Annotated in this window: 22 protein-coding genes and 1 tRNA gene; 2 read left to right on the top strand and 21 right to left on the bottom strand. The window is 42.7% G+C overall.

Going from position 1 to position 16,686, the window contains the following annotated elements:
• Positions 1-14: 14 nt before the first annotated feature.
• From M5X66_RS13110 to M5X66_RS13205, 20 genes are all read right to left on the bottom strand, one after another.
• Positions 15-2,408, bottom strand: a complete 2,394-nt coding sequence (locus M5X66_RS13110; RefSeq protein ID WP_270103631.1) for a hypothetical protein — start codon at positions 2,406-2,408, stop codon at positions 15-17.
• On the bottom strand, positions 2,409-2,582 hold the full coding sequence (locus M5X66_RS13115; protein WP_080675951.1) for a 3-hydroxybutyryl-CoA dehydrogenase: 174 nt from the start codon (positions 2,580-2,582) through the stop codon (positions 2,409-2,411). It abuts the gene before it with no gap.
• Between the two features lie 202 nt (positions 2,583-2,784).
• A complete protein-coding gene (locus M5X66_RS13120; RefSeq protein WP_036983504.1) occupies positions 2,785-3,237 on the bottom strand; it encodes a ProQ/FINO family protein in 453 nt (150 codons plus the stop codon).
• Positions 3,238-3,645: 408 nt separating this feature from the next.
• Positions 3,646-6,381 carry a TOPRIM and DUF927 domain-containing protein gene (locus tag M5X66_RS13125; protein WP_036983503.1) on the bottom strand — a complete coding sequence of 912 codons (2,736 nt, stop codon included), beginning with the start codon at positions 6,379-6,381 and terminating at the stop codon, positions 3,646-3,648.
• A complete protein-coding gene (locus tag M5X66_RS13130) occupies positions 6,378-6,722 on the bottom strand; it encodes a hypothetical protein (protein WP_270103632.1) in 345 nt (114 codons plus the stop codon). The genes M5X66_RS13125 and M5X66_RS13130 overlap by 4 nt, the downstream gene beginning before the upstream one ends.
• 12 nt (positions 6,723-6,734) lie before the next feature.
• A complete protein-coding gene (locus M5X66_RS13135; protein ID WP_270103633.1) occupies positions 6,735-7,331 on the bottom strand; it encodes a hypothetical protein in 597 nt (198 codons plus the stop codon).
• Positions 7,328-7,549, bottom strand: coding sequence for a hypothetical protein (locus M5X66_RS13140; protein WP_036983501.1), 222 nt, complete (start codon positions 7,547-7,549; stop codon positions 7,328-7,330). Before M5X66_RS13140 ends, M5X66_RS13135 begins: the two co-directional genes overlap by 4 nt.
• Entirely contained in the window at positions 7,549-7,743 is a 195-nt protein-coding gene (locus tag M5X66_RS13145; RefSeq protein WP_036951649.1) for a hypothetical protein, read from the bottom strand. The genes M5X66_RS13140 and M5X66_RS13145 overlap by 1 nt, the downstream gene beginning before the upstream one ends.
• On the bottom strand, positions 7,743-7,916 hold the full coding sequence (locus tag M5X66_RS13150; RefSeq protein WP_165906921.1) for a hypothetical protein: 174 nt from the start codon (positions 7,914-7,916) through the stop codon (positions 7,743-7,745). The genes M5X66_RS13145 and M5X66_RS13150 overlap by 1 nt, the downstream gene beginning before the upstream one ends.
• The gene (locus M5X66_RS13155; RefSeq protein ID WP_270103634.1) at positions 7,913-8,497 is read right to left on the bottom strand and encodes an ORF6N domain-containing protein; all 585 of its coding nucleotides are present in this window, start codon (positions 8,495-8,497) and stop codon (positions 7,913-7,915) included. The genes M5X66_RS13150 and M5X66_RS13155 overlap by 4 nt, the downstream gene beginning before the upstream one ends.
• Positions 8,494-8,703, bottom strand: coding sequence for a hypothetical protein (locus tag M5X66_RS13160; protein WP_036983530.1), 210 nt, complete (start codon positions 8,701-8,703; stop codon positions 8,494-8,496). The genes M5X66_RS13155 and M5X66_RS13160 overlap by 4 nt, the downstream gene beginning before the upstream one ends.
• Entirely contained in the window at positions 8,700-8,879 is a 180-nt protein-coding gene (locus M5X66_RS13165; RefSeq protein WP_036983499.1) for a hypothetical protein, read from the bottom strand. The genes M5X66_RS13160 and M5X66_RS13165 overlap by 4 nt, the downstream gene beginning before the upstream one ends.
• Positions 8,876-9,070: a hypothetical protein gene (locus M5X66_RS13170; protein WP_036983497.1), complete on the bottom strand. Its 195-nt coding sequence runs from the start codon at positions 9,068-9,070 to the stop codon at positions 8,876-8,878. The genes M5X66_RS13165 and M5X66_RS13170 overlap by 4 nt, the downstream gene beginning before the upstream one ends.
• Positions 9,067-10,227 carry a host cell division inhibitor Icd-like protein gene (locus M5X66_RS13175; RefSeq protein ID WP_270103635.1) on the bottom strand — a complete coding sequence of 387 codons (1,161 nt, stop codon included), beginning with the start codon at positions 10,225-10,227 and terminating at the stop codon, positions 9,067-9,069. Before M5X66_RS13175 ends, M5X66_RS13170 begins: the two co-directional genes overlap by 4 nt.
• Positions 10,227-10,820 (bottom strand): BRO-N domain-containing protein, encoded by a 594-nt coding sequence (locus tag M5X66_RS13180; protein WP_270103636.1) that lies wholly within the window; start codon positions 10,818-10,820, stop codon positions 10,227-10,229. The genes M5X66_RS13175 and M5X66_RS13180 overlap by 1 nt, the downstream gene beginning before the upstream one ends.
• Before the next feature lie 12 nt (positions 10,821-10,832).
• Positions 10,833-11,228 carry a hypothetical protein gene (locus M5X66_RS13185; RefSeq protein WP_270103637.1) on the bottom strand — a complete coding sequence of 132 codons (396 nt, stop codon included), beginning with the start codon at positions 11,226-11,228 and terminating at the stop codon, positions 10,833-10,835.
• Positions 11,228-11,446 (bottom strand): helix-turn-helix transcriptional regulator, encoded by a 219-nt coding sequence (locus tag M5X66_RS13190; protein ID WP_270103638.1) that lies wholly within the window; start codon positions 11,444-11,446, stop codon positions 11,228-11,230. The genes M5X66_RS13185 and M5X66_RS13190 overlap by 1 nt, the downstream gene beginning before the upstream one ends.
• 117 nt (positions 11,447-11,563) lie before the next feature.
• Entirely contained in the window at positions 11,564-12,478 is a 915-nt protein-coding gene (locus M5X66_RS13195) for a hypothetical protein (protein ID WP_270103639.1), read from the bottom strand.
• 218 nt (positions 12,479-12,696) lie between these two features.
• The gene (locus M5X66_RS13200; RefSeq protein WP_270103640.1) at positions 12,697-13,908 is read right to left on the bottom strand and encodes a tyrosine-type recombinase/integrase; all 1,212 of its coding nucleotides are present in this window, start codon (positions 13,906-13,908) and stop codon (positions 12,697-12,699) included.
• Positions 13,909-14,073: 165 nt separating this feature from the next.
• Positions 14,074-14,150: transfer RNA gene (locus M5X66_RS13205), tRNA-Arg, on the bottom strand.
• Positions 14,151-14,338: 188 nt separating this feature from the next.
• Here M5X66_RS13205 and folD point away from each other — a divergent pair.
• Together folD and ybcJ are read left to right on the top strand one after the other, a co-directional pair.
• A complete protein-coding gene (folD, locus tag M5X66_RS13210) occupies positions 14,339-15,196 on the top strand; it encodes a bifunctional methylenetetrahydrofolate dehydrogenase/methenyltetrahydrofolate cyclohydrolase FolD (protein WP_036952132.1) in 858 nt (285 codons plus the stop codon).
• Between the two features lie 17 nt (positions 15,197-15,213).
• Positions 15,214-15,426: a ribosome-associated protein YbcJ gene (gene ybcJ, locus M5X66_RS13215; protein WP_108478314.1), complete on the top strand. Its 213-nt coding sequence runs from the start codon at positions 15,214-15,216 to the stop codon at positions 15,424-15,426.
• A gap of 62 nt (positions 15,427-15,488) precedes the next feature.
• Here ybcJ and M5X66_RS13220 read toward each other — a convergent pair whose 3' ends face one another.
• Positions 15,489-16,574 carry a protein-tyrosine phosphatase family protein gene (locus tag M5X66_RS13220; protein WP_154637023.1) on the bottom strand — a complete coding sequence of 362 codons (1,086 nt, stop codon included), beginning with the start codon at positions 16,572-16,574 and terminating at the stop codon, positions 15,489-15,491.
• Positions 16,575-16,686 lie beyond the last annotated feature (112 nt).

The following is a 16,686-nucleotide window of genomic DNA, read 5'->3' on the forward strand; positions in this document are numbered from 1 at the left end:
TTATTTAAAGTTAATTAGTTCATTGTTGGAACTAGTTGATAAACTCTCCGCGTAGCTTCTTCAGCTGCCGATTCATTAACCCCTGATAATGTTGAAGCAGTGGTGTGTACTGTTATTCCCCCTACGTTAACATCCGTTTTGTTATTTGTGATTGTTTGGGCTTGTGATTTAAGCGCATTTGATTGATCTAAAAACCCCTTAGCCAAACCACTCACACCCGCTGCAAAAGGCGTTGATATCTGTTTGTTGAATGATTGGATATTGCTAATAGCGTTCTGAATAGGATCGCCAGTACCTTGAATGGCAGCCATTGATAGAGCATCCGAATATGGATATTTATTGCTATTTTCTACTTTCGACATCTCTTTGATCAAGGAATGCATGACAGTCGGATTATTCAAGTCTAAAACAGAGTCCACACCAACCCCCATTCTATCAGCGACAATTTTTGAATATCCAGCAGGGTCATTATCACCGTGACCTTTTGGTGCCCATTGATGGATAATATCCCAGACAGTTTGTAACTTTTTATATTCCGCTGCTGCTGATGTTCCATTGTAGTACATCATTAGCTGTCTAGAACTGGCTCTTATTCCATCATAAGGACTATCAAATTTAGCCCATCCGTTACCGTCATTTGATGCGCCTTTCTGTTTTGCATAGGCTAGGTTTAATGGACTGTTATACCTTAATCCTCTATCCTTATATTTTGATGAAACGTTTATATCATCACTCTTGCCACCAACTAACTTTTCATTAGCCTGATCTAATGAAAGTTCTCCTCTAGTAACTCTGGCAGCTAAAGAATCCCTTGTTACATCTCCTGTTGGTATATCCAATGTATCACTAGATAATAACTGACCGTTTCCTTTACCTCTGTTATCAATCCACTTGCCATCTTTCCAGTAAGCATCTCCGCCACCTCCTGAAAATGAATCCCAGAAATACCCCCACGTTGGCGCGGTTCTGGCACGCTGATATGCGTCATATTTGCCAAACAGTTTATTCAGCCCTTCATCTACTAACTCAGCACCAATATATGTCGCGCCTATCATTCCAGCGCCTTTTGCGAGCTTTGATGCGTTACCTGCCGCAACCCCAACGCCTTTAATGCCTTTGGTTACTTTACCTAGCGTTGCTAATAGGCTAGCAGCCCATTTAGTTCCGAACCACAAAGCAAACCCGCCTAGCGCCACTTTCCAAGTATCAAGATTTCCCTCTTGGTCGGTAAACCACTTGCCAATCTCCGTTTTTTTGAACCATTTTTCGAACTCTTCCAGTTTTTTCAGTATTGGGGTGATCGTGCTATCCCACTTTTTCCAATACTCACCAAGTAATGATTCGCCGCCTTCTTTCCACTTCTTGAAGTCATCATAGAGCAGCCATAGCCCCCCAGCCAACAGAAGTAGTGCTGCTGGCATAAGTCCGATAGCCCCAAACATGCCTAGGAACGCTGTCGCGGCTTTTAATACCAAGGGTATGAGGGTGATGCCTATCACTGCCCCCATAGCTTTAAACACCATGACGGCGGTATCTCGGTTCTTATTCAGGTAATTCAGGAAGCCAGACACTAGCTCAGAGAATTTCAGCGCATAAGGGATAACATAATTAGCCAGTAGCGTCTTTAATCCCTCCCATTGCTGACCTACTAGCGCATTTTGCTTATTCAGTTGCCGGCTAATCTCTAGCTCTTGTTCAGACGAAACCACGATGTCTTTTTGTAAGGCTAGATATTCCTCTACCTCTTTCCGCCCCTGTAGCAACATATTTATCGTGCCTTCGTCAAAGCCCATATTCTTAGCGAAGTTATAGGCTTGAGGTCTGGACATCTGAGACAGGCTATCGGCGACATCCAGCAAGATATCATCGAGGTTTCTTAGCTCTCCGCTATTTTTCATCACCCCCACATTCAGCGCGTTAAAGTACGGAAGGATTGAAGTATCCCCCATTGTAGCCAAATCCCACAATGATTTGCTTAATCCGCCCATACTGGCAGCCATGCCCTCTGCGCTGCCTCCTGCCATTTCTGCCGCACCTTGCCAGCGTTTAACAGTCGTCGCATTAACGCCTAGATTTTTACTCATGAAATTAAGCTGATCGTTAGCTTTGGCGGTATCGTCGATGAGTTTTTGTAGCCCTGATGAAACTAAGATTGTGCTAAATAGTGTAGCGAGGGCTTTAATTCCGTTATTGACTGACTTGGCGAACTCGTCTGTTTGCTCTTTCGCTTTTTTCTGCTGCTCTTTTGTACCCTTGAGCGTTTCGTTAACGTCGCCTAGTACGTCGTTTAATGAATCGATAGATTTCGATAACCGATCATTCTCATTCGTCGCATTCTTCGCATCGGCGGCAAAACTCGCCGAATCCAGTTTCAGCGATACCAGCAATGTATCTATTAACGTTGCCATTTATACCCCCTCACGGCGTAAAGCCTCATTGAGTAGCCCTCTAATTAGTTGCGTCATCGGAGCTTCATTAATTAAATAGTCCTTTTCCGCACGTTGTTGGCGAAACTTCTCTATACGCTCCAAAATCTCGCTATCAATTGATACAGCTTTGAACGTTCTTTTTTGCTTGCTCATGGTTATTTATCCACCCTGTTTTTATATACACTGCAATTTTAATTCAGATTAAAAAATAAACAATAAATTATTGCTATAACTGGACGTATAAATAGAAATATTTTCTACTCGCGCTCAATATTATGGAAATAAGACAACAAAAAAACCGACTATTTGAGTCGGCTTTTGTCTTGTATGTGATGATTGATTTTGAATTGCGGTATTACTTTCCGTTCCATTCCGCCAGCGTTTGTTCTGCTATGGCTTGCTGTTCTGGTGTGATTTCTCCGTTAGGTTGCCCGTGCATATCAAACCGATTGCCGCCCAGAGTAAGGGCTTTCAAATACGCCTTGCGACTGATGTATGAGCGTAATCCCTGTTTAATGTGGCACTCTGGGATATCCAGCCCTTTATCTTTAATCTCAGCAATCATAGCTTCCTTGATGCCAATCATTAGCGGCTTGGCTTCTGGCTCACTGAATAGCGTCCAGTGCTGCGCTATGCGGTCGATACGGTGCTGTTTCTTCCTCGCATGAACATCTACCTTATTTTTCTTTTTCGCTTGCTGTGGGGCTTCCTGTGGCATTTTAGCTTGTATGCTTTTTGGTGTGTTCGTCGCTGGTGGATTTGTTACGTTATTGTTATCTTTTCTTAATGATAAAGTCGCTCGGCTCATTCTCTCTTTTTCCTCAAAAAAACTTTTCTATTAAATACGCGATCAGGTGTTGGTTCAGTCGGTTCAGTTGGTTCAATTTGTAAAGATGATTGTTTTTAAAGTGTTTATTTAAAAATACTGAACCAACATTACCCTTGTTTGAACCAACATTTTTAACGGATGAACCAACATCAAACCTAAACATGCCAACCAGTGAAGAAATTCTCCAACCTTGAGTGTCGGTTCAAAATGTCACTTTGTCGGTTCAAAACAGCCCTTTGTTGGTTCAGTGTTGGTTCAAAAAATGGTGTTTTTTCCTTATAAATCAGTAAAACTTATCTACTGAACCAACTGAACCAACACTAAAACGATAAAATCACGCACATGAAAAAAATATCATGGGATTTTCATCCCTCCGCTAGTTGTTACTCAATTGTTATCTTCTTCGGTGCTGTCTGGTGCGAATTGCAAAACGTAAACATTAAATTGCCGTCCGTCTATGCGTGGGCTTTTTCGTTGATAACCTCTCCCACTGGTGGGCGGTGTTAACATGCCAGCCATTTTTAACGCCTCAGCAAATTGCTTGTAGTTAAACCCTGCCGCGATTTCTTTCTCAAAGGCGGATGGGAAGGTATAAAAGATTATCGGGTCATCCTCGTTACTGCCTTTCTTCCTATATCCTGCAAGGTCTCTAATCGGCAGATCCCGAACGTCATAAGGAATGGGGGCAAAACGGCTTAATCCATGAGCATTTAAAAACGCTTCGGCTTGCTCTTTGATTTGCTCAAACTCTTTGTTGCCTGTACCGAATTCTGCAACCCACACGTTGAAGATAGCTTGAACCACATCCCGACAATCCTGCTCATTCCAGCCTGTGATAACACTCCCCATTAACAAGGCAGCTTCCAGCGTAGCAAATCGGTCACTCGCTCGGTGTACTTGCTCCCCGTAACTGCTAGGGATTAACTTACTCCAGCGTTGCTGCGCGGCTCGGTAGGTTTCTTTGGCTTCGTCTTTATGGCTTGATAGATATTCAATCCAGTAACGCCCTGCTGCCCCGTAGCTATCACGACAATTCACCTTGATTAAATCCGCGTGGGCTTTCCCTGTTTCACAACCGTGTAATTCAGTGGCGCGTTCCATTGGAATATTGAGTAATCGCACTAATTGCCCTGCGTTGACCTTAATCCCTGCCATCGATAAAAAGGTTTCAATATCCTTCTCGCCAGTGCTAATCGCTACCGTTTTCCAGTTCTGAACCTGACGATTGCCACCCTCTTTCGCGCCTTGTATCTTGCCTTTGCCATTAAACAGGGTGTAAGCCGATTTGTAGACGTGTTTAGGGTCAGCCCCTTGTCCGACTTCATCTAAATATAAAAGCCCGTCATTGTGCGCTACCGCTTCGTTGGTCATGCCGTATTCAGTGCCATACCACGTTAAACGCTGTAAATCGGGTTCGCCATATAAACTCACTGCCATATCTGCGGCGGTGGTTTTCCCCGCGGTAGACTGTGCGTATAAGTGAAGCCCAAAACTGTCAGCCCCGACAATGCTTGTCATCGGCGCGGCGAGTGCTGCCCCAATCGCTATCATCATAAAACTGTTTCCGTTAGCTAATCGCGCTACGCCATTCCGCCAGCTTTCTACTGTTCCGCTTGTCTGGTAGGCGGTAGCGGCTGCGCTTTGTCCGTTAAAAAATATGGGTTGCTCGGGCGTGCCAATAATTGAGCCGTCTGGCATGATGTACGCGCCTTTGTGCCAACCTGATTTATTAGTGATACTCCAATTCTCTTTGAATGGCTGCCGCAATAGCCAATCAGAAAACGACTGCCTTAGCCCTGACTTGGTTGTGACAAATAACCCTGCGTTTTTCAATGTGCGCCATCCCTCACGCTCTCCAATGTCGCCTGTCGGTATTGCCTGCACGTTGTTATTCCCCCATTCAATAATCAAATACTCATGCCCCAAATCATTAACGCCTTTTGTAATGCGTTTTATGGCATTTGATAGCCATTGTTCATGATTGATGATTTCCCCTGTTTCCTTGTCCGCTTTAGGTGTAACTAGAAATACACCATCGTCACGTGACTCAATACGGGTTTTCATTGGATCGGTTGGTTTTACTGTTTCAGTAACGTTTTCCTTTGCCGTTTCAGTCAATGTCATCTCACTCATTGCCTCGTCTCCTTGTGGCTGATATATTCCCTCGCTGAAAGCAGAGGCAGTAGCTTTCCTCTCTCTGGATTGCAGGTAATCGTTCCAATCTCCCTGACAAGGTGGAATTGAAACATAGCCACTCACTTCTCTCGCTGCGGCTTCTGCTTTCACCTTCCCCGTATTGACCTCATTTTTACTGTCATTATCTCCAGCAATGATAATTTGGCTCTCTGGGTACTTCGTCCGCATCACCTTAGCCACATGAGTTAAGTTACCCGCATCAATTGCCGCGACTGTGTGCGCTTCTGGTTGGATTAACTGGCACGTCATGGCGGTTGCCAATCCCTCGGCAATAATCACCGTAGAAACGTTTACAGGCTCATTGATAGGGTAATAGCTGCCATTCTTCGTACTATCGAGTAATAGCCGTTTCTCGCCATTGGGTTTAATGGTCTGTGCGGCGGTTATTGTGCCGTCAGTGTCTATCAATGGAATAATCAGCGAACCATCGGCTAATAGGGTCACGGTGGTACTCTCAAAACCTTTCGCTTTCAGGTATTCAGATTCGCCCTTTTTAGCGTTGGCAATAGTGCGGCTGTATCGCGCTGTAAAGCGTTTATGCTTCTCTATCTGCTCGTTAGCTTGGTTCTGGGCTTGCTGCGCTTTCAATGCGTCCTGTTGCGCCTTTACCTCATGGCTACGGTAGGCTGGTGGATTATCTGAACGGGTATCAATACCAATCATGCCAGCCACCTCATAAGCGGCTTCTGTCACGCTACCACCCAGAACACGCTGAACTAAGTCCAACCCATCACCCGAGCCGCACTGACTACAAATAAACGTGCCGTTGCCGTCTTTGTCATCAAATCTAAAACGGTCTTTACCGCCACAATGAGGACAAGCCGTGTGCGTGTTTAGGGGCACTTCCGCCCCAAGGTTAGATAATATGTTTTGCCATTGCCCGTTGGCTTTCAGCTTCACATCACGGATAACATCAATCGGCTTCATTGAAACTCTCCTTGTTCGGCTAAAGTATTACCCATGTCATTAATCATGCTTTTCCATATTTCGCGCCCGTAGCCTGTAATAACGCCATTTATCACACAAACTTTTAAGACTTGTACGGCGGCTTTTTTCCATGCTTTTTTTTCTTGTTTCAAGGCGTTCAATAAGTAACTGTCTACCAGCAAGCGAACACTTTTCGCACCGTCGCTAATGGCGACCTCAATCACTTTATTACCCACGTTCATTGTGAAGTAATCGCCACCATTACGGGCTTTAATATCCTGATAGATTGCCTCTGCGTACCGGTTTGCCAGTGAATTAACTTTAAAGGTTGTGATTATCATGTCATTGGCTCCCTAGTGAACGGTGACGGTGTCTTTAAAGTCACCATCTTCTATCATTCGAATGAGATCATCGTGAAGCATCGATAGCCCCTCTCGACCTCTATCTGATAGCCGACAGCCTTGTTTTGGCTCAAGATTGATAAAATCACGATACATACGTAAAGCCATTGCAGGAGCATACTTAGGCTCATAATGTTCATAAGCAATACTCTCAACATGATTTGCTAATAACATTCGCTCACTGGAGGCATAAATAGTTAAAGCGGCGTGCTCATTGCGATACACTGCGGCGGTAACCACTCCGCCTTTCCCATCGTCAGCATAATGAAACCCGTTATGATCGGCTTGTTCCATAACAAATGAGGCTGCGACAATCCAACGCCAAAGAATGACCGTTTGCTCAATCGTAGATTTAAAGAAGCCGTTAACCTCTCCCTTACTAATAGCGAGAACTAACTCAAAACCCAAAATCAAATTGCCATCAAAGATGCCATTATTCAGTGCGTCCAATGCTTCGCTGTAGCTGATCGCCTCTTGATTCGCTGCGGTAGTAATGAGAATTACGCCCTGTTCGCTGTGCTCAAATGCGTTAATGTTTGTAATATTCATCGGTTCGCCTCCGCTACTGCTACCTTGTAAGCTCTCAACACATGCGAGGACTTACCTGTAATCACTGTTTTAATCACTAACCCGCGCTTTGTGCTGGCTGTTACATGGGTTTTAAGTAGTGCCGTTTCCACAACGCGACGATGTTTTTTATATTGAAATAGATTGCTGGTTACGGTGATTTTGGCGACTGCGCCACTGTCAAAATAATTAAGTTTCATTATTTTCCCTCTGCCGCTTCGTTCATTTCATCCCTAATCGAATAAACAACGGTCAATACCGCCCAGATCATGTTTCTGGTTTCTTCGCATCCCTCTGCTTCCAGCCACGTAGAAAGTAAAGTAATCAGCATTAATACTTTTGCTTGGTGCGGCTCTAGTAACATTTCTACTTCACGCTTTTGTTCCTGAGTCATTACTTCACCTCACGCACATAGTTAATTCGGATATCGGTTAAACCGTCACGTTGCGCTTCTCGCATCACTTGCGATTGTGCGTCTTTCTGGGTGGCAGATATCACCTGCTTACAAATACCTAGCGTTAACCCTTTCGGTGTTGTGCCATACCCTGCTATTTGAAACGTTCTCATGAGCGGTAATCCCCCATATCCTGAATGTGTAGCTGTGAGGCTTGTTCAATGGCTATTACCATTGGTTTAAGTGCTTTCTTCTCCTTGCGGCGTAGGTTCATGGCATAACTGCCGCGCCTACCGTGACCTTGATAAGAGTCAGCTTCTAAACTGCTAATCAAGTTTTGAGCCTCACTAATTGGCATGGCTTCAAGTTCCGCCAGCGTGGGGATTTGAATGTGCTTAATTTCGGGGAACTCAGACAAACGAAAGTAGCTGTTAACCATTGAGCGTTGAACCTGCCACGACAAATCATCGGTAAATGGCTTGGCAACCATCAAATAACCTGACTCAGTGATAAGCATTAACTCTTTTGCCTTACCGCCTATCTCTAGTTCGGGTAACTCGGTACGTATTACGTACTTAGTGAGCAAAAAGTAATCTACCCCATCAATGAAGTGCTTTTTATGTGTGTTGAATGTGCGCTTTGCTGTACCTTTCGGGCGTTGGTGTACCTCGTCAATCATGGCAAAGGTCACAACTCGCTTACCTTGATACATGAATGGGCTTAGGCTGGTGGCATTGATAGTGACCAGTCTCATTTCATCACCTCCGCTAACCTAGTGATTTCTTTCCCTTGAGCACATACAAGGCGATTAACTGCTCTTAGTAGAAAATGTGTATCTGTATCAGCTTCATTCTCTACAGCCGTTAATAATGGGATTAATAATGCTTGGAGTTCTTCGTTGATGTGTTCGACTTCTTCTAAGGTAGATAAGTGACCAACTTTTAATTTGATTGTTTTCATTTGGTCGCCTCCTCGAGGGATTCGGATATTTCACAGCTTAAATCGCAAGCAATAGAAATGAGATCCACCAACTCACTCGAACAGTTCCCTTGAGCCTGTTCTAATATCGTTGTGATTAATGAATTGGCTTGCTGTGCCTTGTATGCGGCTACATCTAAAGAAATTGGTTTGCTCATTCCTTACACTCCTGTGCTGCCACATCGTTCAAGAATGCCGCTACATCACCGGATAATTCCGTCATAAGTGAGGAAATAGCGACGATATCGCTTGGTGTAAAATTGCGAGGATAATTAGGAAGCATCAGGCTAATCAGTTCTAGCTGTTGTGCTTTTTCAGCTGCTTGATGGATAGTGATATCTGCGCTCATGCTGTCACCTCCTGAGCGGGTAAGCGCCCAGCGAATGACAGAATGTAATCACGTACAAGCATGAGTCTTGCATCGTGTTCGTTCGATGCTGTAACAGCAATGCGACAAGGTTTAGCGGTAGTATCTGAGCGTTTAATGCTCAAAAACAGGAATTTAAATTGAGTTTGGGTAGGGGTTGCCATCATAACGATGATCTCCAGTAACTTTGTTAAGGAGTCACCACTAGAAACGCCAATTTCGGGGGTGGTGACGACAGTAGAGTTGGCGTTACTGGAGTTACTGGAATCCAGCCAACCTTGCGGTTGCTCTGCTGCCGCCACCATAGATTCAGCGCGATATAATACCGCATTTAATGGGTGTGCGTAGGCATGGACACAAAAAAAGACGCAAGGCGCGTCATGTGTCGCCAGTAACTGATTCAGAACGCCAATTCCGGCACTAGATTTTGCTAGTGCGTTTTTACTATAGCCAACAATCACCCATAAGCGCAAGTGATGTATTGCACATTTTTGTATTAACTCAAGGTTATTACCTTTACCAATAACAAGATGAATACTATTCTCATAGTTCTCACTTGCTCGATATTCAATATCGACGTTCCCGAGGGTAGCCGATTGGCTGCCCTTTTTTATGGACTCAAAAAACTCTTCGTGTTCCTTTTTTATGGACTGACAAAACTCAATTCTGCCTTGTGTAGTGACCCCGATTAAACCTTGCCAATGAGGATAATTAGCCTCTTTAGAAAGGTGAGAAAAGCCACCTTTAGCAAATGGTGTAAATTCTCCACGTTTTAGATTGGCAAAATGTTTTGCTGATTGACCTGAGAAATATTCCCCAAATTTATTTCCCGTAAATTTGGGTGATTGATTGGCGTAAATTTTCGCTGATACATCGGCTAAAGTTTTAGCCAGTTGCTGAGCCAAAATATTAACCGAGTAACCAGACGAAAATTTGTCTGATTGGTTGCCGGTAATACCGTAGTTTAAAGCTACGGTAATCGGCTGATTAGTGTACGTTGAACTTACGTTATTACCTGCCAGTAGGGAATCACTCTCTTGGTAGGCAATATTCACCCAATCGGGTGTTAATTGATTAATATTTGAACTTTGATACAGCGCTTTGGGTGTACCAAACATTTGTAAGTTAATAGCCATCATTAGTGGATTTCTCCATCAAGAAAATCAGGCTGGTACTTTTTCCACAACTCGCGTTCTTCACGCTGTAAATCAGCTTTCTTTTGCTTACAGGATTGCAGATCACGCCCATGTTTTGAGGCTGTAATTTGGTATTGTTGCTGACGCTTGGTAAAGTCATTTAACGCTGAGAATGGCACACCATACGCGCCAGTTTTACGGATAGATGGGATTACGTCACGGAATACCCAATTAGTAAAACGATGCGCAAATGTGCCTTTAGTGGTTGCCTTACGGCTACGGGCAATCAGTTTATAAAATCCAGACTCAGAAATAATATTCAACTTCTGATTACCGCCAAGGGTGTAAATTAAACTTACATCCTTTTCGTCCTCATCTAGAGCCAGCAAAGCAGCCCTTGAGTTAGTTAATTGTAGAGCATCACAAACATCTTTAGCGACGAACCACGGCTCGTTATTAATTTTAACTATCCGTACCTCTACCCCCTCAAATCGAATAACGGAAATATCATCTGAGTTGATATTTAAAATAGTCTCGTCGCTGAATTTTGGATGAGCGAATCCACCAGCATTTAAGCTGTTATTTTTTAGTTTCATTTTCTTATTCCGTTATTTTGTCGGGTAGAGGCTTAAAATGTTATTTACGAGTGCTTTATCTAGCGTCTGGTAATTACCTTGTTCAGCGCGCTCATTGATTAAATTGATAACCTTCTGCGCATCCTGAGCCGTCTTAAAGCGGTAACGGTAGTGTGACCCGATACCATCAGGATTGGGCTCATCAATGCGTTCCAGTTCGATATTTAATAAACGTTCCAATTCATTTGGATAATTACGACCTGACGATAAACGACAATGAATTAATATTTCATTCTCTGTAAATCCATTAATGCCTGTACCTAACATATATAAACGGGCGCGGTGTTTTTTCGGTGGGTTCTTTGGTAGAATAGACGATGCTACGTTATTCTGAGAAGCCGCCTGTGACGGGTGGTTTTTCTTTTCCATTATGCCACCTCGCCAGTACGTGATTCAGCAATCTTATTTGCTACCCACTCATCCACTTCTGACTCAACGAAAGCAATAGAACGAGTACCGATTTTTACTGATTTCGGGAATTGTCCTGTTTCGATAAGGCGATAAATCCACGCTTTACCATAGCCAGTACGACGCATAACTTCAGGTAAACGAATGAGGTTTTCTTTTAAGGTTGTTGCTGTTGGCATTATGCCCCCCTGTTATCTAGTTAATGATACGCCTTAGTAGACGTTCGTAGATCTCAGGATGGAATATACTTCGTTGAATTAGGTGTTTTCGTAATATTACAAAAATAGTTCGTAATATTACGAGTCAATATTTTTAAGCCAGCCAGAAACAGCGTTTCCGCTAGGTAATGAGAGGTTCAATGAGTCGAATTCTGTTCTAATTACTCCTCTTGGATTTTCAATATGAGGACGGGGGTTATCAGCAACATCCTTGCCATACTTAGTAAAAAGTAAACCGTAAATAAATTGAGCTTGTGCGTTTTGTGTTTTTAATGAAATCTTTTTTTGGGGATCTCGACTCTCAGAGAAAAATGATTCTATATCTTCCATCTTAATTGCAAAATATGCATTCTGAGGCAAGCTCGTGCAGGGAATAAAGCTATTTTCCATTTTGCCATGGCGAACTTCATCTCGGATATTTTTCAACTTTTCTATATGCCCAGAAAGAAAACCACTTCCCTCACCATCCTGTGATTGACTTAATTTGATTAACTCCAGCAACTCTTTTTCAACATCAAACCCAGTGATTAGTTGATATTTTTTTGTTGGTTCAGCGATGACGATCCCTTTTATGTCATATAACGAGCGTGTTGGCATAGGTAATTGTTCTTCTTGCGAATATATTCTTTCCGCTTCATGTTTTGCTATACCTGTAGGCAAAGCTGACCATAAACTAGAAACTCTCATGATTTGATTATCAATAGGTGTGGCGTGAGGTACTAATGTATTAGGCAATATTGGCTCTTGGCTTAATAGCTTACGATTATCGGAAAGAGCAGTTTCTGTTTCAGACAAAACATAAGAAAGTGGTCTGTCTGTAATATCAACAGCTCTAACAAAAACTGGGGTATGAAAAAAAACTGAGGGTCTAATTACGCCATCAGCAATCAATCGCGCAACATCAGATAATCTAATTTCATTTTTTAATTTCTTACTTAAAAAACGAGATGTTTCTTTAAGTGTTAGCCATTTTCGGCTAGCTAATATATCCACGCCTCATCTCCCTGAGTTTCCATGTGGTCTATTACCGTCTATCAAATAATACTAAAGTAAAGTGTATCGTATATCTGCGTATTATCAAGTGTACTAATCAGATGGTAATTGTGGATAACTTCTGTAAAATTTTAAATATTTATTGCAATAACAACTAGTTCCAGCATAAAAAAAACCAGACATTTTACTGTCTGGTTCAGTATGCGATCGCTGGCTACTTAAGCACGTTTAAAGTTACCGTGTACAACATTATCGCCGTTCTCTAATGCGTCCATGTAATCAGAGTACCATTGAAGCATTTCTCTACGTCCATCAATATACTGAGCATGGTTATACGTTCCACGAATAGAGTTCTTATCAACGTGTGCTAGCTGTGTCTCAATCCATGCAGTGTTATAGCCTTGTTCGTGTAGGATGGTGCTCATTGTATGCCTGAATCCGTGGCCTGTGGCTCTACCATCATAACCAATACGCTTTATGACCTGATTTATTGCTGCTTCACTCATTGGTTTAGAAGCATCATTCCTGCCATGAAAGATATATTTAAACTTTCCTGTTATGGTTTGTATTTCTTTGAATAACTCTAACGCCTGTGTAGATAATGGCACCATATGAGGTCGACGCATTTTCATACGTTCTTTTGGTATTTCCCAAATAGCCTTATCGAAATCTATTTCTGGCCATTCAGCAGCTCTTAGTTCAATAGTACGAACACCTGTTATCATCAATAGCTTGGTCGCAATCTGAGTGATCTTACTTCCACTACATACAGATAGTGCCTGTAAAAAATCAGGTAATTCATTAACGTTTAAATGGGGGAAGTGTTTTGCTTTTGGTGTAGACAGTGCGCCAGCTAATTCTGATGCAGGGTTATACTCTGCCCGCCCCGTCACAATTGCATAACGGAATACTTGGTTACATGCCTGTCTTATCTTTTTTAGTTTATCCAACACACCGCGCTTTTCTAGCTTTCGAAGCACTTCTAACATGTCTAGTGGCTTAATTTCCGTAATGCTAGCTTTACCAATGTAAGGGAAGATATCTTTCTGGAAGGCTTCTAATAAGTCATCAGCATAACCTTGCGACCAATTCGGCTTTTTATAGTCATGCCATTCAAGTGTGATTTTCTCAAAGCTATTGTTGACCTGAGACTCTTTTTCTCGCTTTTCGGCTTTCTTTACCAACGATGGATCATCACCTAACGCTAATATGCGCTTGGCTTCTTCTCTTTTCGCCCTAGCCTGTGCAAGTGATATTGATGGATATACACCTAAAGCCAGTCTTTTCTCTTTGCCGGCATACCTATATTTCATACGCCAATATTTAGAGCCATTCGGAGCAACTTCTAAATACATGCCACCACCGTCAGACAGTTTATACGCTTTCTCTTTTGGCTTGGAAGTTTCGACTTGTCTGGCTGTTAGCTTCATTTGGGGGCACCGATTTTCATTGAACGGGGTAATGCCCCCAATTATGCCCCCACATAGCTGTAGATTTCAATAGACGAGAGTAGACCTTGGGATACTATGTATTCTTGCAGATACTGATTTTATAAGGGTTTTATGGGCTATTGTAGACGTTGAAATACTTGAGAATGGTACGCCCTACAGGATTCGAACCTGTGACCTACGGCTTAGAAGGCCGTTGCTCTATCCAACTGAGCTAAGGGCGCATTGTGTGCGCAGACAGCCTATCTGGCTGATGGCGTTGAATTATACGGTTGCTGAGCGCCGAGTCAATGGCTTTTCACTACTTAAATAACGATATGCTTACTTTATCTATCAGATAGACCTGACATTACTAGCAAGTTCTGACAAAATAGAGTCATCCCCCGTGTCTCATATATGGATTAAGTTACAGATGTTAGCAAAAATTATTGATGGGAAAACGATTGCGCAAGCAATTAGACAGGAAGTTGCTCAAAAAGTACAAACTCGTATTGCCAATGGTAAACGAGCTCCCGGGCTTGCCGTTATTCTCGTAGGCGCTAACCCCGCTTCTCAAATTTATGTTGGCAGTAAGCGACGTGCTTGCGAAGAAGTTGGCTTTATTTCTCGCTCCTATGATTTACCAGACACGACAACTGAAGCTGAACTGCTCAAGCTTATTGATGACCTTAACCAAGATAATGAAATTGATGGCATCTTAGTTCAGTTACCATTACCTGCTGGCATTGATAACGTCAAAGTGATTGAACGCATTCATCCCGATAAAGACGTCGATGGTTTTCACCCTTATAACGTCGGTCGTTTATGCCAACGTGCGCCTCGCCTGCGTCCTTGCACCCCAAGAGGGATTGTTACCTTACTTGAGCGTTATGACATTAATACTTATGGTTTAAACGCCGTTATCATTGGCGCATCAAATATTGTTGGTCGTCCGATGAGCCTTGAATTATTATTAGCGGGCTGCACCACCACCGTTACTCATCGCTTTACCAAAGATCTCGAACAGCATGTCCGTAATGCGGATTTACTAGTCGTGGCTGTAGGTAAACCTAACTTTATTCCAGGCGAATGGATCAAACCGGGCGCTATCGTTATCGATGTCGGTATTAACCGCTTAGAAAATGGCAAAGTGACTGGAGATGTTGATTTCGATGAAGCGTCAAAACGCGCTGCATGGATCACGCCAGTTCCGGGCGGTGTTGGGCCAATGACCGTGGCTACACTGATTCAAAACACGCTACAGGCGTGCGAAGAGTACCACGATATTTAATGTAATTTGGAGTCACAATGGATATTTTTCATCTTGATGGTCATCCCCATATCGAGTTATGCGACCTGCTAAAAATTGAAGGTTGGGCAGAAAGTGGCGCGATGGCAAAATCAATGATTGCTGATGGCTTAGTGCAAGTTGATGGTGTTGTTGAAACACGCAAACGCTGCAAAATTGTCGCAGGCAAAGTCGTTTCTATGGGAAGCGAACAAATCAAGGTACAAGAGTAGTTCTCACTGCATCCTTGATAGAGGTAAGCTGAGCCCTATTCAGCTTACCTTTTGTTACTCAATCAAAAAGCCCACTTACCGATTGTTCTTGTTGGGGATAATGGCACATTTGTGAATTCTTGTAATTGCCGATATTGCGCTTCATTTTGGACCATATTCGGGCTTCCTGTCTCCCGCAATGCTAATACGATATTTTCCATCGATAGTTTATTTCCTGCCTTTCTCCACTGCATGCATGCCGCTAATACCCCTGTTCGACCAATGCCAGCTTTGCAATGAATAACGGGAAGCGGTTTATTTCTTCCTTCTATATCTACTCCTTGATTTTTATAGAGTTCAAATAAGCTACCTTCATTGATGACTCTAATAAGCTGGTTTAATTTAACTAACTCCTCCGTTGTCACCGTTCCCCCATCATTCCAATTAGTCACGTGGATCACAGGGATTGAATGCTTTTTATGACCATTAGAAATCTCCATTTTATATTGGCTAAATTCCAACGGGTTCGCCCCTGTGCTTGTTTTTTTAGGTTCTACTTTATAGTTCTTTTTTTCTTGTTCAAAAGTGACTTCAATGGCGCCATATTTTTGATTACTCATAAAGTAAGGTGGGAGCTTCTTTCCTTGCAAGATAGAATTATCAATCTCTTGTTTTGATGCTAAGACAACTAATATCGGAGTTTTGTTTGCTATAAGCATAGACAAATGATTTTCAATGGCTTGGTCATTATCTTTGGGGTATTGGCAGCGGATGGCTAAATTTTCTCCCCCCACTTGGAGCCGATTGGCAGCTAAGGTGACAAGAGATTTGCAAGAGTTTTGTATTGAAATTTGAGTCTGTTTTGCACTACCAATATTGGGATATCTCTGCCCCCTACTCTCTGTATCGTATTCAATGTTTTTCACCAGTAACTGTGTTTTTTCAGCCAATTTATCGAATGCCGTAGCTTTAGTAGCGACTCCTATATTTAGTTTTAGTTTTAGCTTTAACCTATTTCTTTTGACGGGTGTTGTTTCAGCCAAATGTGGGCTAAGTTCGGAGATATTTTGGATAGACTTAATACGTTCAGGGAGATGGCTTGTATTTGATGATACTGGAAATTCTGTCAATGGCGATACAGTTAGTCGATTAGTGTTTATTGGAAACATATTTATCCTTATCTATGTTTTCATTGTGAGTGAATTCACCGTTTTGGTGACCCAATGTTAAATTCCACTGTCTATATTTCACTGGGTAGTATCGACAACTGTCATCATCCTC

It is taken from the genome of Providencia sp. PROV188 (genome assembly GCF_027595165.1).
GTDB classification, from domain to species: domain Bacteria; phylum Pseudomonadota; class Gammaproteobacteria; order Enterobacterales; family Enterobacteriaceae; genus Providencia; species Providencia lanzhouensis.